This is a genomic window from Bacillus sp. T33-2 (genome assembly GCF_002860205.1).
Lineage (GTDB): Bacteria > Bacillota > Bacilli > Bacillales > Cytobacillaceae > T33-2.
Genome location: NZ_PGVB01000048.1, coordinates 21,806 through 42,851 on the forward strand (window position 1 = coordinate 21,806; position 21,046 = coordinate 42,851).

14 protein-coding genes are annotated in these 21,046 nt (G+C 37.2%); 8 read left to right on the plus strand and 6 right to left on the minus strand.

The features are described 5' to 3' along the window. Nucleotides 1–261 precede the first annotated feature (261 nt). The 5 genes from CVD19_RS22280 to CVD19_RS22300 all read left to right on the plus strand — a co-directional run bounded on the left by CVD19_RS22280 (nt 262) and on the right by CVD19_RS22300 (nt 6,009). Nucleotides 262–2,142 (plus strand): NTP transferase domain-containing protein, encoded by a 1,881-nt coding sequence (locus CVD19_RS22280; RefSeq protein ID WP_101585380.1) that lies wholly within the window; start codon nt 262–264, stop codon nt 2,140–2,142. Beyond that, nucleotides 2,126–3,100, plus strand: a complete 975-nt coding sequence (locus tag CVD19_RS22285; protein ID WP_101585381.1) for a DMT family transporter — start codon at nt 2,126–2,128, stop codon at nt 3,098–3,100. Before CVD19_RS22280 ends, CVD19_RS22285 begins: the two co-directional genes overlap by 17 nt. After that, complete coding sequence (locus CVD19_RS22290; RefSeq protein WP_101585382.1) at nt 3,100–3,789, plus strand: NTP transferase domain-containing protein; 690 nt, start codon at nt 3,100–3,102, stop codon at nt 3,787–3,789. Before CVD19_RS22285 ends, CVD19_RS22290 begins: the two co-directional genes overlap by 1 nt. A 242-nt stretch (nt 3,790–4,031) precedes the next feature. Beyond that, the gene (gene galU / locus CVD19_RS22295; protein WP_101585383.1) at nt 4,032–4,907 is read left to right on the plus strand and encodes a UTP--glucose-1-phosphate uridylyltransferase GalU; all 876 of its coding nucleotides are present in this window, start codon (nt 4,032–4,034) and stop codon (nt 4,905–4,907) included. Nucleotides 4,908–5,091: 184 nt separating this feature from the next. Next, nucleotides 5,092–6,009 carry a glycosyltransferase family 2 protein gene (locus CVD19_RS22300; RefSeq protein ID WP_257985253.1) on the plus strand — a complete coding sequence of 306 codons (918 nt, stop codon included), beginning with the start codon at nt 5,092–5,094 and terminating at the stop codon, nt 6,007–6,009. An 86-nt stretch (nt 6,010–6,095) separates the two neighbouring features. Here the strand turns inward: CVD19_RS22300 and CVD19_RS22305 are convergent, their stop codons facing one another. Continuing rightward, complete coding sequence (locus CVD19_RS22305; RefSeq protein WP_180953753.1) at nt 6,096–6,986, minus strand: glycosyltransferase family 2 protein; 891 nt, start codon at nt 6,984–6,986, stop codon at nt 6,096–6,098. A gap of 14 nt (nt 6,987–7,000) precedes the next feature. Continuing rightward, nucleotides 7,001–8,272 carry a flippase gene (locus tag CVD19_RS22310; RefSeq protein WP_101585386.1) on the minus strand — a complete coding sequence of 424 codons (1,272 nt, stop codon included), beginning with the start codon at nt 8,270–8,272 and terminating at the stop codon, nt 7,001–7,003. Nucleotides 8,273–8,823: 551 nt separating this feature from the next. Here CVD19_RS22310 and CVD19_RS22315 point away from each other — a divergent pair. Further along, nucleotides 8,824–13,986, plus strand: a complete 5,163-nt coding sequence (locus tag CVD19_RS22315) for a PA14 domain-containing protein (RefSeq protein ID WP_101585387.1) — start codon at nt 8,824–8,826, stop codon at nt 13,984–13,986. 106 nt (nt 13,987–14,092) lie between these two features. Here the strand turns inward: CVD19_RS22315 and CVD19_RS22320 are convergent, their stop codons facing one another. From CVD19_RS22320 to CVD19_RS22335, 4 genes are all read right to left on the minus strand, one after another. After that, entirely contained in the window at nt 14,093–14,809 is a 717-nt protein-coding gene (locus tag CVD19_RS22320) for a glycosyltransferase family 2 protein (RefSeq protein WP_101585388.1), read from the minus strand. Between the two features lie 15 nt (nt 14,810–14,824). Then, entirely contained in the window at nt 14,825–15,856 is a 1,032-nt protein-coding gene (locus tag CVD19_RS22325) for a lipopolysaccharide biosynthesis protein (RefSeq protein WP_101585389.1), read from the minus strand. Next, nucleotides 15,856–16,992 (minus strand): SDR family NAD(P)-dependent oxidoreductase, encoded by a 1,137-nt coding sequence (locus CVD19_RS22330; RefSeq protein ID WP_101585390.1) that lies wholly within the window; start codon nt 16,990–16,992, stop codon nt 15,856–15,858. Before CVD19_RS22330 ends, CVD19_RS22325 begins: the two co-directional genes overlap by 1 nt. Nucleotides 16,993–17,422: 430 nt before the next feature. After that, on the minus strand, nt 17,423–17,830 hold the full coding sequence (locus CVD19_RS22335; RefSeq protein WP_101585391.1) for a GtrA family protein: 408 nt from the start codon (nt 17,828–17,830) through the stop codon (nt 17,423–17,425). A gap of 428 nt (nt 17,831–18,258) precedes the next feature. On the opposite strand from CVD19_RS22335, the gene CVD19_RS22340 reads away from it, so the two are divergent. Both CVD19_RS22340 and CVD19_RS22345 read left to right on the plus strand, forming a co-directional pair. After that, nucleotides 18,259–19,254, plus strand: a complete 996-nt coding sequence (locus CVD19_RS22340) for a glycosyltransferase family 2 protein (protein WP_101585392.1) — start codon at nt 18,259–18,261, stop codon at nt 19,252–19,254. 57 nt (nt 19,255–19,311) lie between these two features. Beyond that, nucleotides 19,312–20,859, plus strand: coding sequence for a glycosyltransferase family 39 protein (locus CVD19_RS22345; protein ID WP_101585393.1), 1,548 nt, complete (start codon nt 19,312–19,314; stop codon nt 20,857–20,859). Nucleotides 20,860–21,046 lie beyond the last annotated feature (187 nt).

A 21,046-nucleotide genomic window follows, 5' to 3' on the forward strand; every position in this document is an offset into this window, starting at 1 on the left:
CTGTTTAAACTTACAGCCTCCATTCATTTAAGATAAAATCCTAATTCTGTATTTGAAGAAATCTAAAGGGGAGACCCAACCATTTCGTGCCTCTAAATGAATAACATGATAATGGTGAACAGGGTGTTATGTGGTGAGAGAAAAATACATACCTATTGAATAGCAAAAATAGTAATATCTTGTAGAAATTTATTTACAATATTAGATGCATATTATAAAATTTAAATATATTCAAAAATTGAACGTTTTATCGGAGGCATTATGGAAGATAGATTGAAGCTATTAGAGGTCATTAATAACAATACTACTATAAGCCAAAAAAAAATTGCAGATTTAATTGGTATTTCTACTGGGAAAGTCAATTATCTTATTCAGGATTTATTTATAAACGGTTTTGTCCATTCGCAAAAGCACGGGCGGAATATGAGCTATTTCTTAACGGAAAAAGGGCTAGACCTTTTACAAGAGGGCATTGAATCCTTCAAAGAAAAAAAGTTGAATATTCACCAAGCTAAGGTGGAAAAAGAGGTTAAATTAGCTGTCATTCTGGCAGCTGGACATAGGAAGGACTTTGATAAACCTGCAGGGCTGTTAGAATTGGACGGTAAACAGGTGATAAGGCGTAATATTGAAATCTTACAGGATAATGGCATTAATCAATTCGTAATTGTGACAGGATACCGAAAAGAAGCATTTCAGGAATTTAGATTGCTGCCTAACATTCAGTTTGTCGAAAATAGAAAATATAAGTGGACAGGATCGATGGCGTCTCTAGCGGTAGCCCGACAATATATTAATGATGATTTCTTATTGATTGAGGACGATATTGTCATAGAAGAAAGTGCCGTCAAACGCCTTATAAACAATCCCCAGCGTGATTGTATTTTAATCACTAATGAGAGTGGTTCAGGTGACGAAGCATTCGTTGAGATTCGTAACGGCTTTCTGTATAAGTTGTCAAAAGACATACATCATTTTAACAGAATTGATGGAGAAATGATTGGCGTAAGTAAGTTTTCTCTGGATGTTTTTGAAAAAATGGTGGATGCATATGAACATTATAACGAGAATCCTTATATGAATTATGAATACATGCTTCTGGATATAGCCAGAAACTATAATGTTGGTTATTTAAAAATAAATAACATTGTATGGGCAGAGGTTGATACCAGGAAACAGTACGAACGTGCACTAAAGAAGATTTACCCTATCATGAAAAGAAAAGAAGCAGCATATAGGGAGAATCAGATTATTGAATACTTAGTAAGCGCGTTTAATATAGGTAAAGAATCGATACAGGAAATCCAACCTTTTGGTGGAATGACCAATAAAAACTATAAAGTCCTAATTGACGGTCAGGAATACGTATTGAGAATTTCTGGAATCGGTACCGAAAAAATGATAAATAGATGGGAAGAAAAATACAATGCCCAAATCGCCAGTACACTGGGTATTGATGCAGATTTGCTTTATTTTAACGAGCAAAACGGAATTAAGATTTCAAGGTTAATTCCAGAGGCAGAAACGCTTAACACTAAGACTGCAAAACGTGAAGATAATATGATTATGACGACAAATGTACTAAAACAACTGCATCAGTCTAATCAAGCAATGGCGAGTACGTTTAATGTTTTTAACAAAATTACAGAGTATGAAATGCTATTAGCGGAATTTAACGGGAGTACGTATCCCGGGTATGATCAGATTAAGAAACAGGTCATGCAGCTTAAAGAGCTCTATATGGATATGGATGTTGTTTTAGTTCCCTGTCATAACGATACAGTTCCTGAAAATTTCGTAAAAAGTGGGGAACAGAAAATATACCTGATTGATTGGGAATACGCAGGGATGAATGATCCGATGTGGGATATTGCAGCACACTCCCTTGAGTGTGAGTTTTCCGAGGAAGACGAGGAATTATTTTTAAGTTATTATTTGGAGCAAAGTGAGATACCCCATGATATTAAAATAAGAATCTTGATGAATAAAATTTTCCAAGACTTCCTTTGGACGATTTGGACAAACATTAAAGAGGCAAAAGGTGAAAATTTTGGTGCTTACGGATTAGAACGTTTCCACCGCGCAAAAGAAAATCTGTCTATACTAATGTCGAAGGAGAAAAAATATGCGCTCTCAAAATAAGGGTATCTTATATGGTTTGTTATCTGGATTTACCTGGGCAGTGGACACGGTACTAATTGGAATTATTTTGTCCTCAGCTTTATTTATGTCTACTGACAAAGTCATTTTTCTCGCCCCACTGGTAAGTACCTTTTTCCATGATGCACTATCCAGTTTGTGGATGATGGTGTACTTAGGAATAAAAGGGGAATTAAAAAATTCTTTATCGAAAATAAGAACGAGAAGCGGGATGTTTGTCATCCTTGGGGCATTGCTTGGTGGCCCAATTGGCATGACATTCTATGTATTGTCTGTAAAGTATATAGGTGCCTCGCTAGCAGCATCAATGTCTGCCGTTTATCCTGCCATAGGAGCGTTTTTTGCATTCTTAATATTAAAAGACAGGTTAACTTTAAAAAACTGGATTGGTTTGTTTATAAGTATACTGTTTATATTCTTACTGGGGTATTCAAGTGGAGGCATTCAGTCGGAAAATGTAGTCTTAGGATTTTTGTTCATCTTGTTTTGCATTTTCGGGTGGGGCATGGAGTGTGTCATCCTTGCTTATGGAATGAAGGAAGATGAGGTTTTGCCTGAGCAAGCCTTGCAAATAAGACAGCTTGTTTCCGCTGTAACATATGGAATATTAATTCTGCCTTTGTTTGGCGGCTATTCTTTAGTCCCAAAGGTCGTATGGAATATTGAATTTGTGTTTATAGCCATTATTGCTCTTTCAGGGACAGCATCCTATGTTTTTTATTATAAAGCGATTTATTCATTAGGTCCTACCCGAGCCATGGCTTTAAATATATCATACTCTGCATGGGCAATTATCCTGAGCTTTTTTATTACTGGGACACCTATTACAATAAAATTAGTTTTTTTCAGTATTATGATATTGTTGGGTTCTGTCATAGCAGTGGCTAATCCTGGTGAGTTGAAGTTTAAAAATCTACTTAAAATGGGGAGAACAGCTTAATGCGTGCAATTATCCTTGCAGCAGGGATGGGTACGAGAATGAGGCCTCTGACCTTGAATACACCGAAATCTTTGGTTGAGGTTAATGGTGTGCCTATGCTCGAAAGGCAAATACAATTCTTGCAAGAAAAAGGTATCAACGACATTATTATCGTTACAGGTTATTTGAAAGAAAAATTTGAATATCTAAAATCTAAATACGGCGTTATGCTGGTTAATAATGAAAAATATGATATATATAATAATCTTTATACAATGCATCTTGTAAAAGAATATTTGCCCAATTCATACGTAATAGAAGGAGATGTTTTTTTAAACAACAATTTTTTGTTGGAGGCACCAGAGACTTCACTTTATTTTAGTGCAAAAAAACCTAAATTTCAAAATGAATGGATTCTCAGATTCGATGCCGACAATACAGTTCAAAACATTGAAGTCGGTGACGGGGAACAAGAATTTATCCTTTGTGGCGTGTCATTCTGGTCTGAGAAAGACGGCTTATTTATTTCCCAGAAGATAGAAGATGCAATAAAATCAAAGGATTATATTGAACTTTACTGGGATGATATTGTAAAAGAGAATCTTTCAAAATTAACTGTTCATATCCATAAAATCAATGCAAATGATAGCTATGAAATAGATTCTCTTGAAGAATTACAACAAGTAAATGAATCACTGCGCAGTCTTTAACATAAGGAAAGCGGCGAATGCTGCTTTTCTTTATTTCAGCTATCAGGCTCCTGATAGCTTTTTTTAACCAGGGTTGCAATCTAACCTTATTAGTAGTGTGTACAACAATTTTTTTATAAGATGAGGAGCATAGTGGTAGAGGGTTGAAAACAAGTACGTATTATGAAATAATTTTAGGGAAAATAACATTCTTATAGTTGTATTAAAATCAGTTAACATAGAACCATAAGGGGATAAACTAAATGAAAAAAGTCAAGAAAGCAATCATTCCCGCTGCAGGTCTCGGTACACGGTTTTTGCCAGCTACTAAAGCGATGCCAAAAGAGATGCTGCCAATTGTAGATAAGCCAACCATACAATATATAGTGGAAGAGGCAATTGAATCTGGAATAGAAGATATTATTATAGTAACTGGGAAAGGAAAACGGGCCATTGAGGATCATTTCGACCATGCTTTTGAACTGGAACAAACTTTGTATAATAAAGAGAAGTATGAACTATTAGAGAAAGTCCAAGCGCCATCAAAACTGGTGGACATACATTATATCCGGCAAAAGGAACCGAAAGGCTTAGGACATGCTGTCTGGTGTGCCCGGAATTTCATTGGAGATGAGCCGTTTGCCGTTCTGTTGGGTGATGATATTGTCCAGGCAGAAACCCCATGTCTTAAACAGTTGATAAACCAGTATGACAGTACACTTTCATCTGTGATAGGCGTCAAGCGTGTTCCAGAAAGTGAGACACATCGTTACGGGATAATTGATCCTATTGATCAAAAAGGCCGTTCTTTTCAAGTAAGGAATTTTGTTGAAAAACCTGAACCAGGAAGCGCTCCTTCTAATCTCGCTATTATTGGAAGGTACGTGTTCACACCTGAAATCTTCATGTTTTTAGATAAGCAGGAGATCGGTGCTGGTGGAGAAATTCAATTGACAGATGCCATTCAGAGGTTAAATGAAATTCAGCGAGTGTTTGCTTATGAATTCGAGGGTGAAAGATATGATGTCGGGGAAAAACTCGGTTTTATTGAAACAACTATAGAGTTTGCCTTGCAAAATAGTGAATTAAAAGATGATTTGCTGGCATTTATGGCGCGTAAATTAGGTGTTGAGCGATAGAACATTTCTGGATCCGCATAGCTGAATAGATAATGAACTAAAAATGTATCAAAGCATCATTGATACATTATTAGTTCTGTGGGTCTAATGATGGGTAGAGTCATGAAAACAAATTGTATGATTCGTACAGTTTATAATTGGAAAAAATAGTTGAAACTGCTACCCAGCGATAGGAGAAAGTCACATGAAAAAAGTACAGGTATTAATGTCCACGTATAATGGTGAAAAATATGTCGTTCAGCAAATTCAAAGTCTGCTGGATCAGGACCACAGAAATTTGCAGATTTTGATTCGCGATGACGGTTCGCGGGATGACACTTTATCTATATTGGAACAGTTCAGCAGGAAGAACAAGAATATAATTTTTATAAAGGGTGCGAATGAAGGGGTTATTTCAAGCTTTTTTGAATTGGTTTTAAATGCCTCTGAAGATGCAGACTATTATGCTTTTTGCGATCAGGATGATTTTTGGAAGCCTTCAAAAGTTTCCAGGGCGGTCAAATTACTGGACAAAGAAGACAGTGATGTTCCCCTGCTTTATCTTTCTCGCCTAGATATTGTGGATGAGCAGCTTAGCTTTTTAAAACATTCCCAAATTCCGCCACAAGGTATTAGCCTGAAAAACGCCATTATTCAAAACATTGCTACCGGATGTACGATCGTGTTTAATAAAGCAATGCTTACATTGTTTAAGTCTCATATTCCACAGGTTGAAAAGGTATCGATGCATGATGCTTGGTTTTATTTGTTAGGTACAGCATTTGGAAAAGTTATCTATGATGAGCAATCTCACATATTATACAGACAGCATTCATCAAATACCTTAGGGATGGCTGACAATAAATTAAAAAGTGCGGTGGTACGGTATAAAGCCTTTAAGAAACAAGGACATTTAAAGCCATTCACCCTTCAAACTGAAGAATTTTACCGTCTATTTAAACCACAACTTAATGGACAACAAAGAAAGTTAATTGAGGATTTTCTAAATAACAGAAATTCTTTTTTTAGAAGACTTATGTACGCGGGTTCAACTCCTCTATACAGACAAAATAAGCGTGACACATTGATATTTAAATTATTATATTCCATAAATAAATACTGATTGAATAAAAAAAGCGCAAGTAACATGCTTGCGCTTTTCTTATGCTTAAACTTATCATTCCGGTACACTACCTAATCTCTAAAGTATTAAATATTACCGGCACCCTTTTTTCCTCTTATAGCATCGATAACCCCTTTGAACATACTCCGGATTTTTTTACCTCGATTTTTTTCAAAGAGAAGGATAATAATGAATTCTTTTGCTGTGGCAATAAAATCTTCTTTAATCCATTCCTTTTCAGTTTTAAAATACTTTTTATATGTGAATAACCGATTCCTCGTAATATAATACCTTCTAACATAGTTATGGTTTGTCGCCATTACTTGTGAACCCAATAATTTATGTTGTTGAGTGTTTCCTAAATTGTGGATCATAGAGACTTGTGGCGAAATGAAAATTTTATATCCACGGCTTCTCGCACGCAAACAGAATTCATGATCCAAGAAATCGATGAAATACTCTTCCTCAAAAAGTCCAATTTCTTTGAATATCTTCTTTTTCACCAAACTCCCCGATGTGATCACTGTTTTTTGTTCTATAAGCAGTCCAGTTTCATTTTGTTGCAATTGATTTTGTTCTATTTTTTTCTCTATCCAATTTGGCGCTAATATTGCTAAACTTTCCTTGTGTTGAAATCTTTTGTAGGAATCTAACATTTTAGAGAAATATCCATTCTCAACTTTACTATCCTGATCAAATGTGGCGATCCACTCGATTTCGTCTAATTCTGGAGAACTGAACAGGTAGAGTATGCCTTGGTTTAATGCATGCCCCAGCCCTTTATTGTTCGTGTTCATAATAACTGTAATATTCTGTTGGTGTTCCAGTAACTTTAAACGCTCTTGAATGTTTGGCATGGATCCATTATCTATGATAACTAGATGGATACATGAATCAGCAATTGACTTTGCATTATCATAAACCTCTGAATCGGGATTGTAAGTAACCATTACCGATGCCACTTTATTTTCTTTCATGAACAAAATTCCTTTCAATTCTGTGTGGTTTTTCTTTTCCAACTCCAAACGTGTATTCCTTTCTTCCAGAGGAAAATAGCCATCAGGAGTGTAGCGAAGGCTTCTGTCAAGAGGGCGTTCCATGCAGTTCCGTATTCATTAAATGTGGGTATAAGCAGGAACATTAATATAACACTTAAAGCGCTTGCAGCTATATAAATTCTGGACAGTTGTCTTTTATAATCGAAATTAATCATGGTCAAGATACCAAAAACATTAGCCCAGCCTAAGATTAACGGCAAACCGGCTAATATTTGAAGGAGTGGTATAGTGTCTTTGTATTTAGCGCCCAAAGCAATATCCACGATATCATCTGCGAATATTCCAACCAACATTGATAAGGCGCCCATAGTAATGGTAATCGAAATAAATATTTTATTAATAATGCTTAACGTTTTCTCTCGGGACTCTTGAAGGGCTTTACTTAAAAAGGGGTAAACAGTTTGGATCAAAGGTGCAATGACACTTGAAAGGGCCTTTATGACTCTTTCTGCACTTGAGTAGTATCCAACCACCGTGTTACTTGCAAAAAAACCTAGTATAAATGTATTACTTGTTGTATAAAGGCTTGTTACAATATTGGATACAAAAATGTCCCAGCCACCTTTTAACTGGTATATGATATCGCTTTTAGATGGTTTCACTATATTGATTTTATAACGGAACATTACTAGATACAAACCGATTACACCGATAGTGATATAACCTAATGAGTTAAGAATTGGTACATACAAGAACTGTGATTTATTATTTACAAATACAAAAATCCCTATTGTGAAAATCACCTTGGATACCATGTTTAATACAGAAATCACTTTCATATGTTCTATGCCTTGGAAAAACCATACTGGAAACAATACATTCCCTACTACCATTCCAAAAGTTAGAAAATAAATCAGGCTTTCATGCTGAAATTTTGGAATCAACCAGGTTAAACAAATCAATATAATTAAACTAATGCTTAATAAAAGAATCCTTACTAACATCACTGTAGAGAAAATGACAGACAGTTGCTTTTTATTGTCACGGTGTAAGGCGACGTCTTTTGTAGCGACCAGGTTAAAACCATAATCGGTAAAAAGAATGAAGTATTGAATCAATGCTTGAGCAAAGCTAATCAATCCGAACTTGCCAGGCCCCAGAACCTGCAACAAATATGGGAGGGTTATTAAAGGCAGGACGAAATTTAATCCTTGCATGCTCGCCAATGAAAGAAAATTTGTAATTAACCTTTTTTTTGTAGACATCAGTTCAGATACTCCTTGTTAGGCATTGACTGTTACTAGCGGTTGTGTGGGAACAGTGACTATGCCTTGAGATTATCGCGCATTAAATCATTTAATTATAAAATACATAATCGCACATATCAAAATAAAAATGTTTATTACAGTAATTTGGTGCTGGTACGTCTGGTGCAACCATATATGAAATTAGCTCAATAAACGGGCTATGATGTTATGAAAACTTCGGAAAAACTCTTTTAGCCAGCAACTGTCTGCCTTTGTATCGCTATATTATCAAGGTTATATATCATAAACTAGTAATTTTTCCCTTTTAATTTACAGGTATAAAAAAAGCTTGATACACGTGGGTTTTCAGAAATTTAGTATTCAACGAAAAATGTCGATACATAAGAGATTTAGTTATAAATACTCAGTAATTTTTGTCAAATTATATGTTATTATGCTATCAAGATACAAAATATGTATCTTAAAAAACAGAGAAATGATAGTTTACTTAGGAGGGGAAATTAACTGTTTTGAACCACAACTTAATATGGCGATACGGAGTTGGAATTTTGGCGGCAATTTCTGTGGCCGGATTTTCACTAGGAGCAGGAAATTCGGTAAAAGCAGAGAGTGTTTACTATCCGGACGCAGGAAAGCCTGTTCATTATAATTGGGGATGGGGCAGTCCAGGCAATGGAGTGCCGGCAGATAACTTCACAGCAACTTTTGATCAGTCTGGTAATTATTCAAGCGGAGATTACTTTATCCAAACTTTTGCTGATGATGGGGTTAAAGTAGAAGCTGACGGACACATGCTGATTAACCGTTGGAGTGATTATACTGGCCAGCCTGAACGGGCTCTATGGCTGGGAGTAAATGGTGGTCCTCATACTGTTAAGACCCATTATTTAGAGAAAGTCGCTAATGCGGCTGTATTTTCAGACATAGTTCCGTTTGATTCTTGGCTGGCATATTACTATCCCAATGAGTCGTTGGCTGGTGTGCCGGCGACAGCAAAAGTGATTTCTCCTTCAGGTGACTTTAAGAATCTTTATGAAGACTTCGGAGGCGCAGCACCGGCAGACGGTATTCCTGCCGATCACTTTTCAGCAAAATATGTCAGTGCCAAAAGAATACCTGCGGGTGAATATATTTTACGCGCTAAAGCAGACGACGGGATCCGTGTTTATGTCGATGGAAAGCTCCAAATCGATCGATGGACCAGCAGCGCTTTTCGTGAGGATTCAATTAAGATCAATATCGCTGACCGTGCTGATGCAAAAACGGGGGAAAAGGATATCCACTGGATCGAAGTGGAATATTTTGATTCTGTGGCTGCCGGCAAGGTGGAGTTTTTCCTTGAGCAGTTTTCAAAGGCAACGGAGAATGCCTGGGTCGGAGAGGTATTCCCGAGCAAGGACCTGCAAGGTACCCCAGTGATCATTGGCGGCAATAACGGCATTAACCCGATCTCCAACATTGATTTTGACTGGGGCTGGGGAAATGGTTCGCCACATCCAGCCATTCCGGGTGATGGCTTCTCGGCAAGGTTTACTAAAAGAGTTAACTTGGAGGCCGGTTCCTATATCTTCAATGCTAATGCAGACGATGGAGTTCGTGTAAAACTGGACGGCCAAACTATTATTAATGCATGGCCAAACACCAAGTTTACTGAACAAAAGAAAGTTATTAACGTAACGGGTGGCACTCATACCATTGAGGTAGAGTACCTTGAAGATGTTGCCTTAGCAAAGCTTTCATTTAACTTCCACCGCTTGTCGGAGCTTCCAGTAGTATATGCAAAACAAATACGTAATAACTGGGGCTGGGGAAGCCCGGGAAACGGGATTTCTGGTGATTATTTCACGGCGGTTTTTGATCAGTCCGGCAGCTATCCGGCGGGAGATTATTTTCTTCAGACATTTGCTGATGACGGAGTCAAAGTAGAAGTAGATGGACAATGGCCGATTAACCGTTGGGGCGATTATACAGGCAAGGTTGACCGGGCTTTATTGCTAGGCATGAATGGTGGACAACACACGATTAAAACCCACTATCTTGAAAACGTTGCGAACGCAGCCATCTTCTCAGAGATGGTTCCGCTTGGTTCCTGGCTGGCATATTATTATACAAACCCAGCAACCACTGGCATGCCTGCTACAGGAACGGTGATTCCTTCAACAGGTGATGTTTTGAGCTTTAGTCAAGATTTTGGTGGGGGTTCCCCTGCGCCTGGGATGGCATCTGATAATTTTTCAGCGAAATATACCACCGCCAAGCGAATTCCGGCGGGTGATTATATTTTACGAGCTAATGCAGACGATGGCGTCCGTGTTTATGTCGATGGAAAGCTCCAAATTGATCGCTGGACAAGCAGCGCTTTTCGCGAGGATTCAATTAAGATCAATATCGCAGACCGCGCCGATGCAAAGACAGGGGAAAAGGATATCCACTGGATCGAAGTGGAATATTTTGATTCTGTAGATGCTGGAAAGGTGGAATTTTCCCTTGAGAAGTTTTCAAAGGCAACGGAGAATGCCTGGGTCGGAGAGGTCTTCCCGAACAAGGACCTGCAAGGTACACCAATCGTCATTGGCGGCAATAACGCCCTTAACCCGATCTCCAGCATAGACTATGACTGGGGAACTGGCTCGCCCCATCCGTCCATTGCGGGTGATGGCTTCTCGGCAAGGTTTACAAAACGAGTAAACCTAGAAGCCGGCTCCTATATCTTCAATGCTAATGCAGATGATGGAGTACGTGTAAAACTGGACGGCCAGACTATTATTAATGCATGGCCAAATATAAAGTTTGCGAAGCAAAAGAAAATTCTAAATGTAACGGGTGGCAATCATATCATTGAGGTAGAGTACTTCGAAGATGTAGCGTCAGCGAAGCTCTCATTCAACGTCCTGCCCTTTTCGCAGCTCCCGGTAGTATATGCAAAACAAGTACGTAACAATTGGGGGTTGGGAAGCCCTGGAGACGGGATTCCTGGTGATTATTTCACTGCGGTTTTTGATCAATCCGGCATCTATCCCGCTGGAGATTATTTTCTTCAGACATTTGCTGATGACGGAGTCAAAGTCGAAGTGGATGGACAGTGGCCGGTAAACCGTTGGGGCGATTATACAGGCCAGGTTGACCGGGCACTATTGCTGGGTATGACTGGTGGACAACACACGATTAAAACCCACTATCTTGAAAATGTTGCGAACGCAGCCATCTTCTCAGAGATGGTGCCGCTTGGTTCCTGGCTGGCATATTATTATACTAATCCAACATTGTCTGGCATGCCTGCTACGGGAACGGTGATCCCCTCAGCAGGTGATGTATTGAGTCTTTCTCAGGATTTCGGAGCAGGTTCCCCTGCGCCCGGCATGGCAGCTGATAATTTTTCAGCCAAATATACTACTGCCAAGCGTATTCCGGCGGGCGAGTATATTTTTAGGGCTAAGGCGGATGATGGCATCCGGGTTTATGTGGATGGCCAACTTGCTGTCAACCAATGGACAGAAGGTGCATACCGGGAAGGTGCTGTTAAAATTAATATTTCTGACCGTGCCGATGCTAAAACAGGGGAAAAAGATATCCACTGGATCGAAGTGGAATACTTTGATTCTGTAGCTGCTGGCAAGGTGGAATTTAGCCTTGAGCAGTTTTCAAAGGCAACGGAGAATGCCTGGGTCGGAGAGGTCTTCCCGAACAAGAACCTGCAAGGTACTCCATTTATCATTGGCGGCAATAACGCCCTTCACCCAATTTCCAATATAGATTTTGACTGGGGTTGGGAAAATAGTTCTCCATATCCTTCTGTGGGAACTGATAACTTCTCCATGAGATTTACCAAAAAAGTAAATCTTGATACGGGGACATACTTGTTTGTTCTTAATGCAGATGATGGTGTACGCGTTTTATTAGACAATCAATTGATCATCAATCATTGGCCAAATGCAGGTTTAAATGAAAAACGCCAGGACGTCTATATAAATGGCGGAAATCACACCATAACAGTGGAATACTATGAGGACGTAGGGAATGCTCATTTATTAATTGACATAAAGAAATTAAGTCCTAATAGGGTTTTCTACCAACAAAATCACAATGTTCAATATAACTGGGGATCAGGAGGCCCCTCGTCTTATCCTGTAGATGGATTTGAAGCTGTCTTTGATCAGTCAGGCGTTTATGCAGCAGGAGACTATTTCCTTCAAACCTTTGCAGATGACGGTATTAAAGTTGATGTCGATGGAAAAGAATTAATAAACCGTTGGACAGACTATACTGGTAAGGCGGACCGGGCGTTATGGATCGGTGCCAATGCCGGTAAACATTCTGTTCTAACACATTATTATGATAATGTCAGTACAGCAGCAGTCTTTTCTCATGTGTTACCTTTCGATACATGGCTGGCATATTATTTTCCAAATGAAACGCTGTCCGGTATGCCAGCAGTGGCTAAAATGCACGCTCCTGCAGGTCCATTGAAGAGCCTGTATGAGGATCTTCAGGATGTAAGCCCTGCGCCTGGGGTTGATAAAGATCATTTCTCGGTTCGTTATACTACCGCTAAACGAATTACAGCAGGTAGTTATCTGTTTAGAACAAAAGCAGATGACGGTGTAAGGGTTTATGTAGATGGAAAGCTCGTATTAGATCGATGGACAAGCAGTGCTTTAAGGGAAGATACCGCTACAGTTCAAATCTCGAATAGAGCAGATGCAGCATCGGGGGAGCAAGATATTCACTGGATTGATGTTGAATATTTTGATGATGTGAATATTGGTAAAGTTGAATTTTCTATTGAACCATTAATTGGTCCAGTTTATCAAACAACAAATTATCATTTTAGTCTTACTCAAATGGTAGATACTCAAATGACTACTTTACCGCAAACGGACTTGCATACAAAGTACCTGAGGGAAGATGCACTCACAAGAGACGCTAAAGGTAATTGGGTCGTTAATGGCTCAGGGTGGAATGTAAGAGGGGGTCCAGGCACAAATTATCCTGTGGTTGGTACTATCAATAATGGTACCCCAGTTCGGATTCTAAAAACCATAAATGTTGATGGACAGCCGACATGGTATCAGGTTTCAGCATGGATGAATGCGTTGAGAGGCGACGTTGAGTACTACGTCAATCCCGGCAATTTCTCCAAGGGATCAACCGAGTATTTTCAATTCCTGAAATTATCGGAGAGTGCAGGTCTTAATGTAAACGAAGTAAATGATAGGATTCTAAATGGTAAAGGTATACTTCAAGGTAAAGCAAGTTCCTTTATAGAGGCCGGAACCAGGCTTGGAATTAATGAAGTATATTTAATAAGCCATGCTCTGTTGGAGACAGGTAATGGTACATCAAATTTAGCAACCGGTGTAGTAGTTTCACAGTTGGATGGTCAAGCAGTGGAACCAAAAACAGTTTATAATATGTATGGTATCAATGCTAAAGATTCATGCCCATTGCAGTGCGGTTCAGAATATGCATATAAAATGGGATGGACCAGTCCGGAACGGGCAATTGTTGGCGGCGCTGAGTTTATAGCAGGCGGATATATACACAATGGCCAAGATAATTTATATAAAATGAGATGGAATCCGGGCAGACCTGGGACGCACCAGTACGCCAGTGATATAGGCTGGGCTACAAAGCAAGTAAATCGTATCAAAAATTTATATGATTTACTTAGCAACTATACCTTGGTTTTTGATGAGCCAAAATTTCAGTAAGAACTGAAGAGTCTCCTTTTTGGAGGCTCTTTTTTCCACTCCTGAGACCTAACAAAAAAAGTATGTGTCTTATAAAAAGAACTACATACTTTTTTGCAACGAGGTACTATCTATGTTTTAAAAATGATTTCACAAGTAAGTTTGAAATTTGAAATCTCCAGAGGAATTTTTGTTTCAAAGATGAAGTATTTTCAACGGTGGTGACCGTCTGACCGTGTCTTCGATAAAAAATCAATTTTTCTGGTATTAGCAACGCAGCGTCATTCATATCAGCGACCAACCCGATCCACATATCATGCATTGGTACTTTTCTTGGTATTGGCAGAATTTTAGCTTTTAATTCTTTTCTAAAAGACATTGCACAGCCAATATAACTATTTTTTATAATATTTTTAATAACTCCTTTACGGCTTCCTCTAAATTCATAAAATGAGTCAATTGTTGTGTTGAGTTCATTGTCTACTACAGTTATATCAGACATGATCATTTGGATTTCTGGATTTTGTTTATAGTAGGATTTCACCGTTTCAACCTTTTCAGGCTTCCAAACATCATCCTGGTCACTTAAAAAGATAATATCATTTTGAGTATGCTTAATGGCGTTTTCAAAATTTGAAGTAACCCCTGATTCTTCATTTATAAACAATTTCACCCGAGGATCGACTTTTTTATACTCTTCAATAATTGAAAGTGTCTGGTCAGAAGAATGATCGTCAGATATAATCAACTCGTCGTCGCTACTTAATTGAGAGAGAATACTATCTATTTGGGGTTTAAGGTACTTCTCACCATTATAAGTGGCCATCGCTACAGAAACCTTCATTATCTTCCTCCACTATCATTCAACATAAAAATTATGCTCTTTTTCTCCAATTAATCCCAGTATGTCTAATATGAAATAATTAATTGAATATCTATCTTTTACTTTATCATCAACTGGCACGAAAGGCGCCTTCATGAATTCATCTGGCACCACTACTTTATCTCTGTCCACAACACAAATATTATTCGGATGATAAAAATCATAATGTTGAATGTCTGCGTTGGTTGTAATCATTTTTTTATTCGCACCGAGCATTTCAATCGTTCTCATAGTCAGGCCGGTCTGTTTTGGATGCTGAATATCGACAACAGCCCTGGATTGCTTTAGCTTTTCTGTCAGTTGCTCACTCGGCATGCCTTCAAATGAAAACTCATTGATTTGGCTGCCGGTAAAATCATTGGTAAATAACTTTCTTTGATAATACATGAGATTACTTGGAAGATACATAAAGTAAAATACATTTAAATCATTCTTTTCAAACTGCTGTCTTATTTCCTTTAATATCCGGTAGCGATCGCTATGCACCGTCCCTACGAAAAATAAATCGTAAACCAGCTCAGGCTTTTCTTTTGCGATAAGTCCATATTCTTTATCAAAGAACAACGGTCTGAAAGTCAATCCGAATTGATCACAATCCTTTTTATCAAAGGAGAATACCTCATCAAAAAAATCTAATTTTTCTAACGTATTTATTTTATTTGCGACAGAATCCCACAGCATGAGCACCATTCTTGCGGTCGGATTCAGTTTCTGAATATCCTTTAAAAACCATATGGGAGTCGCCTCAGCCTGGCAAATAAAAATGTAATCATACGTCTTGTTTTTAATTTCAGAATAAATTTCTTGATAGTGTTTCTTTATTTGGGGGGTAACAAAATTTCGGTTGATTCTTAATAAAGCTTTTGAAAGAACTGTATTCGATGGACGCTCATCAAAGTAATCTACTTCCGCACCCATCGATTCCATTGCCTTCATTATTTTTTTGTGGTAATTAAAAAATAATGGACATAGGAACAAAATCTTTTTATTGTTCAATTTACTTTCCATTATTTATACAAACCTTTTTTCTTCATTTCATCAATGGATTTTGCGTAATTATCTTCAACGACTTCTTGCTGGTTAACCCAGTCAACAAACTTACTGATGCCTTCTTCAAAGCTTACTTTAGGCGTAAAACCGAGTTTTTCATGTATTTTTGTCAAATCTGCATAGTTATGCCGAATATCCCCCAAACGGTAGTTTCCGCTAACTTCAATTTCAGTATTTGATTGATATTTTTCTTTAAGGACATTAGCTACTTCAATGACTGTGGTGGCAACGCCGGTCCCGACATTAAAACTTTCAAAGTTTGCTTCGTCTTTTTCAATGCCCAAAATGGTTGCATCAACAATATCGTCAATAAAAACAAAGTCTCTTGACTCTTTGCCATCTTCAAAGATGTTAATGTTATTATTATTTTTAATGATTGTAGAGAAAATTGATAGTATTCCTGTATATGGGTTCTTTAAAGATTGACCGGGTCCATAAACATTTTGGTACCGATAAGCTACTACAGGAATATTCAATGATTTCCCGACAACCATACACATATCTTCTTGCATTTGTTTCGTAATTCCATAAATTGATGTTGGGTGAATTTTTGTTTTTTCAGTTGTTGCCATCAATTCTACATTACGATTGCAAATGGGGCATTTTACTTCAAAATCGCCTTTACTCATATCCTCTTCTGTTCTTGCAACAGGGAAAACCGTTCCGTGTTCTGAACAATGGTACATGCCCTCACCATAGATGGCCCGTGAAGATGCCACAACGATTTTTTTAACCTGATGCTCTTCATTCGTTAAGATATCTAATAAATTAGAAGTTCCTTTAATGTTCACATCGATATATTTATTAATTTCATACATCGATTGGCCAGTACCAGTCTCGGCAGCTAAATGAACGACAACATCTTGATCTTTTAATGCGTTTCTCCAGTCATCGCTGTTAACAACGTCCCCTTTAATAAAGGTGACCTTATCTCTTATTTTTAAAAATAATTCTGATGATGTACCATCTGCTCCATGAATTTGTGGAGATAAATTATCGAGAACTGTTACGTTATATCCCTTCTCCAGTAATTTTAAAGCTAAACTGCTTCCAATAAATCCTGCTCCGCCGGTAATCAATACATTTTTTATCATAATCATGTCCTTCTTTCTTTTTGATAAACATTTTTTGATTAAAATCCGTTGAGTGCTTTATGAAAATAAAAACGCACCTTAACGAACAAATGGTAAAATGGCAGTTGCTACGTCAACCAAAAATACCAATATGCGAGGTGCACTTTTCATGGAATTACGAACTGTTTCCATTATTGAAAACACGCTCGGTTTGATGGGAAGATCATAGTAATATACATTGCCAATTGTCGGCAAAAAAATAACTCCTCTTTATTAAAAGTGGAGATGGCTTTTTTCGACTTTAATTATACAAAATGTGATGCAGAAGTTCAAATTTCGTTGTTAATTTTGTCGGACGTGCCTGGTTGGTACCGTAAGGGCTTGAATGTTAGACATACATTTCAAAACACACATTTTGGGAGAAGAAGGTCGATGAAATGAAATACTTGTTTTACGTACCATTTCCTGAACTTAGCACTTTTTTTGTTAGAAGAAAACCTATTGGCAGATTAACGATTGTGGTAAAAAACGGAACAAGATATTCATTTTGATGGAAAATATCAACAACGATTGTAGGAACTGCATAAGCAATGCTCAATTGAGCGACTGCAATAATAGGATATTTAACAAAACTTTTCATATTGAGGGCAACTTTGAATGTATAAAGACTATTAATAAAATAAGAGGCAATGTTTGCAATTAAAAATGCTGCTACATTTGCATAAATGAATCCCAGCACAGGACTTAATAACCAGTACCAAAAATAGTGATGTGCTGTATTAAATACTCCAGTGATGCAATATTTTATAAATCTTAATCGCAGCAAAAACAGACATGATTCAATAAAGCCCTTCTTCATTTAAGAATCTCCTAACCAATAACATTACACTTTTTCTCAATCTATTTATTTGAGGAACCCCGCCACTCCGTGGGACAACACTGGCATAAACTCTCAACTTTAATAGTGAACTCGAACTACCTAAAGAATCGAAAAAAACGTCCAGTCTATTATTTCATAATCACTTTTTTCATTCAAGGCTTTAAAAGTGTTCCTTATTTGATTAGTTTATGGCAATATTAACCTGTCGTTCTGGTGTTGTAAGTCCGATAACATGGTATTGACCAGTAGTATTTAGGGCTAGCTACCCCTCGTGTTTCATTAGAAACTACTGACTGTTTGGTATTTTTATGGTTGACTATGCAAGACTTGGTATCACTTATAATATACAAATGATTATGATAGACTTGTATAAATGAATAGACATAGTCCAGATGAGGAGAGAAACAATGTCAAATTTACCTCTGCTAACTATAGTCGTCCCTTGCTATAATGAAGCAGCTACCTTAGAAGAAACCACGAAAGAACTATCCAGAATTATTGAAGAACTAATTGCAGATCAAAAAATAAATAAAGAAAGTATAATTTTATATGTCAATGATGGAAGTTTTGATAATACATGGGACATTATTGAAAATAAAATTGCTACTAATCCCTATGTTCAAGGCATAAAATTAAGCCGCAATTTTGGACATCAAGGGGCGTTAATCGCGGGTTTGGATTCAGCACGAGAATTTTCTGACTGTGTTATTTCCATTGACGCTGACCTTCAAGATGATGTAAATGTGATTCATCCATTCATTGAAAAGTACCATGAAGGGTATGAAATCGTTTATGGAGTTCGAGATAAACGGGATACTGACACAAAATTCAAAAGAAACACCGCTTTGTGGTTTTACAATTTAATGAGGAAAATGGGAGTGGAGTTAGTACCTAATCATGCAGATTATCGTTTATTGAGCAAAAAGGTACTTGATGAATTCGTAAAATACCAAGAGGAAAATCTATTTATTAGAGGTATTATCCCACTGTTGGGTTTTAAATCAACCAAAGTCTATTATAATCGCAAAGAAAGATTTGCGGGGGAATCAAAGTATCCATTAAAAAAAATGATTGCGTTCGCCATTGATGGAATCACTTCGTTTAGTGTTGCACCAATTCGTTTTGTAGCATATCTTGGGTTTTTTATGGTGTTAATTGGCATTGGAATAGCATTTTATACTTTAATGGCAAAAATTTTCTCATTCACAGTAAGTGGTTGGACCTCATTAATGTTGTCTATATGGATCGTTGGAGGTGTTCAGTTGTTAGCTCTGGGAATCATTGGAGAATATATAGGGAAAATTTTCAAAGAAACCAAGAGACGTCCGAGATATACCATTGAACATAATAGTTGTTTAGAGCACCAAAAAAGAAATATTTCTGAGATACAAAAAAACAGGTAAGTATATAAATGTAACTTCTCGTACGAATTCAAAATGTGAAGGGGAGACTGTATATTAATGTTAACTTTGTGGAAGATAAATAAAAAACCAATGGAAAAAGCTTATGTTTTTTTATTTATCTACTCCTTTTTTATTATGCTATTTTTTACACAATCATCCCCATTGTTTGCCATGAATATGTGGGTAGATTCTAATTCTTTTTTTACTGTTGGAAAAGGTATGGCCAACGGAGTACTGCCGTATCGAGATCTTTTTGAGCAAAAGGGACCGTTATTATATGCACTACACGCATTGGCTTACACCATTTCTCATACAACTTTTTTTGGTGTATATATTTTAGAAGTGATAGCTTTGTTTATTACTCTTGTTCTCGCCTTTAAGATATCTCGTCTCTATCTAAATTGGATGCCTTCCATAATAGTTTCGCTTTTTTTGCCACTATTAATACTGAATCAGAACAGTTTTGCTTTTGGTGATAGTGCTGAAGAGTTTTCCATTCCGTTTTTACTTGCTTTTATATATCTCATGCTAAAGAATTTTAAGTTTTCTTCCGATTCTTCATTTAGATGGACATTCTATTTAATAAATGGAATACTGATTGGATGCGTTTTTTGGATAAAATACACCCTTGTAGGCGCTTGGATTGGATTTTACCTTGTGATTTTATTGGTCGGTATACGCAAAAGAAGTTGGCGTAACTTGGTAAATGCAATTATATTTACTTTTGCCGGACTTGTCATTTCAAGCGTTCCATGGCTACTGTATTTTGGCGTAAATCATGCAATTAAAGATTTTATAGATGTTTACATTAAATTTAATCTCGTTACTTATTCAGCACAGACTTCAACTGTTGGCAAGCTGATAAATTCCGCAATTATATTTGGAAGGGCATTTAACAATAACTTTGAAGCGAAGGTTATGATCATAATTGGCATGATTGCTTTCATATTCACTAGAAAATACCTTTCAAACAATTACCAGAAATTGTTTATGTTTTCTACTGTTGCTTGTTTAATTATGGGAGTATATTTTGGTGGAAGAGAATATCCGTATTACTTCCTAATTATTACACCACTTGGTTTATTAGGGTTAATCGTTTTGGTCGATTTTATACAGCACTCGTATAAAACACATCATAGTGACATTGCCAGAAATAGATGGTTCCCATTATTAATCGTTGCGCTAAGTGCATTTTTTCTTTGTTTTGGCTACAATTCTAACATTCATTATTCGAAAATATATAACAAAGAACCGTTGCCACAACAAACATTTGCAGACCTAATGCGCAAAGAGCCCAACCCAACATTGTTGAATTACGGAGCTTTAGACGGGGGATTCTACTTAAAAGCAGATATTGTACCGAATGTCCGCTATTTTCAAAGCCAGAATATAGACCCAAAACTTTATCCTGAAAACATGGACGAGCAGCATCGTTATATCAAAGAAGGTGCAGTTCAATTTATAGTAGTAAAATTGGCGGGGCAAACACCTGTTGAACAAGTCGACATTCCGCACCTTATTGATCATTATCGTTTGGTTAGCCAACAAGATCATCATATGGCAGGAACAACATTCAGGTATTTGCTTTATAAAAAAATTGATTAAGAATAATATAATAGACACCCTGGAGCAGGTATTTAATATTACGGCCAAACCTGATCAATATTTAAGATTTTGGTGAGGTTTGGCTCATTATAAATTATTACTTATGGAAAGATTCATAGTAACACTTGTAAAGGCCACTGTTTGTTGTACTTCTATACGTCTTTTTCTGCGTATGGATGTCATAATA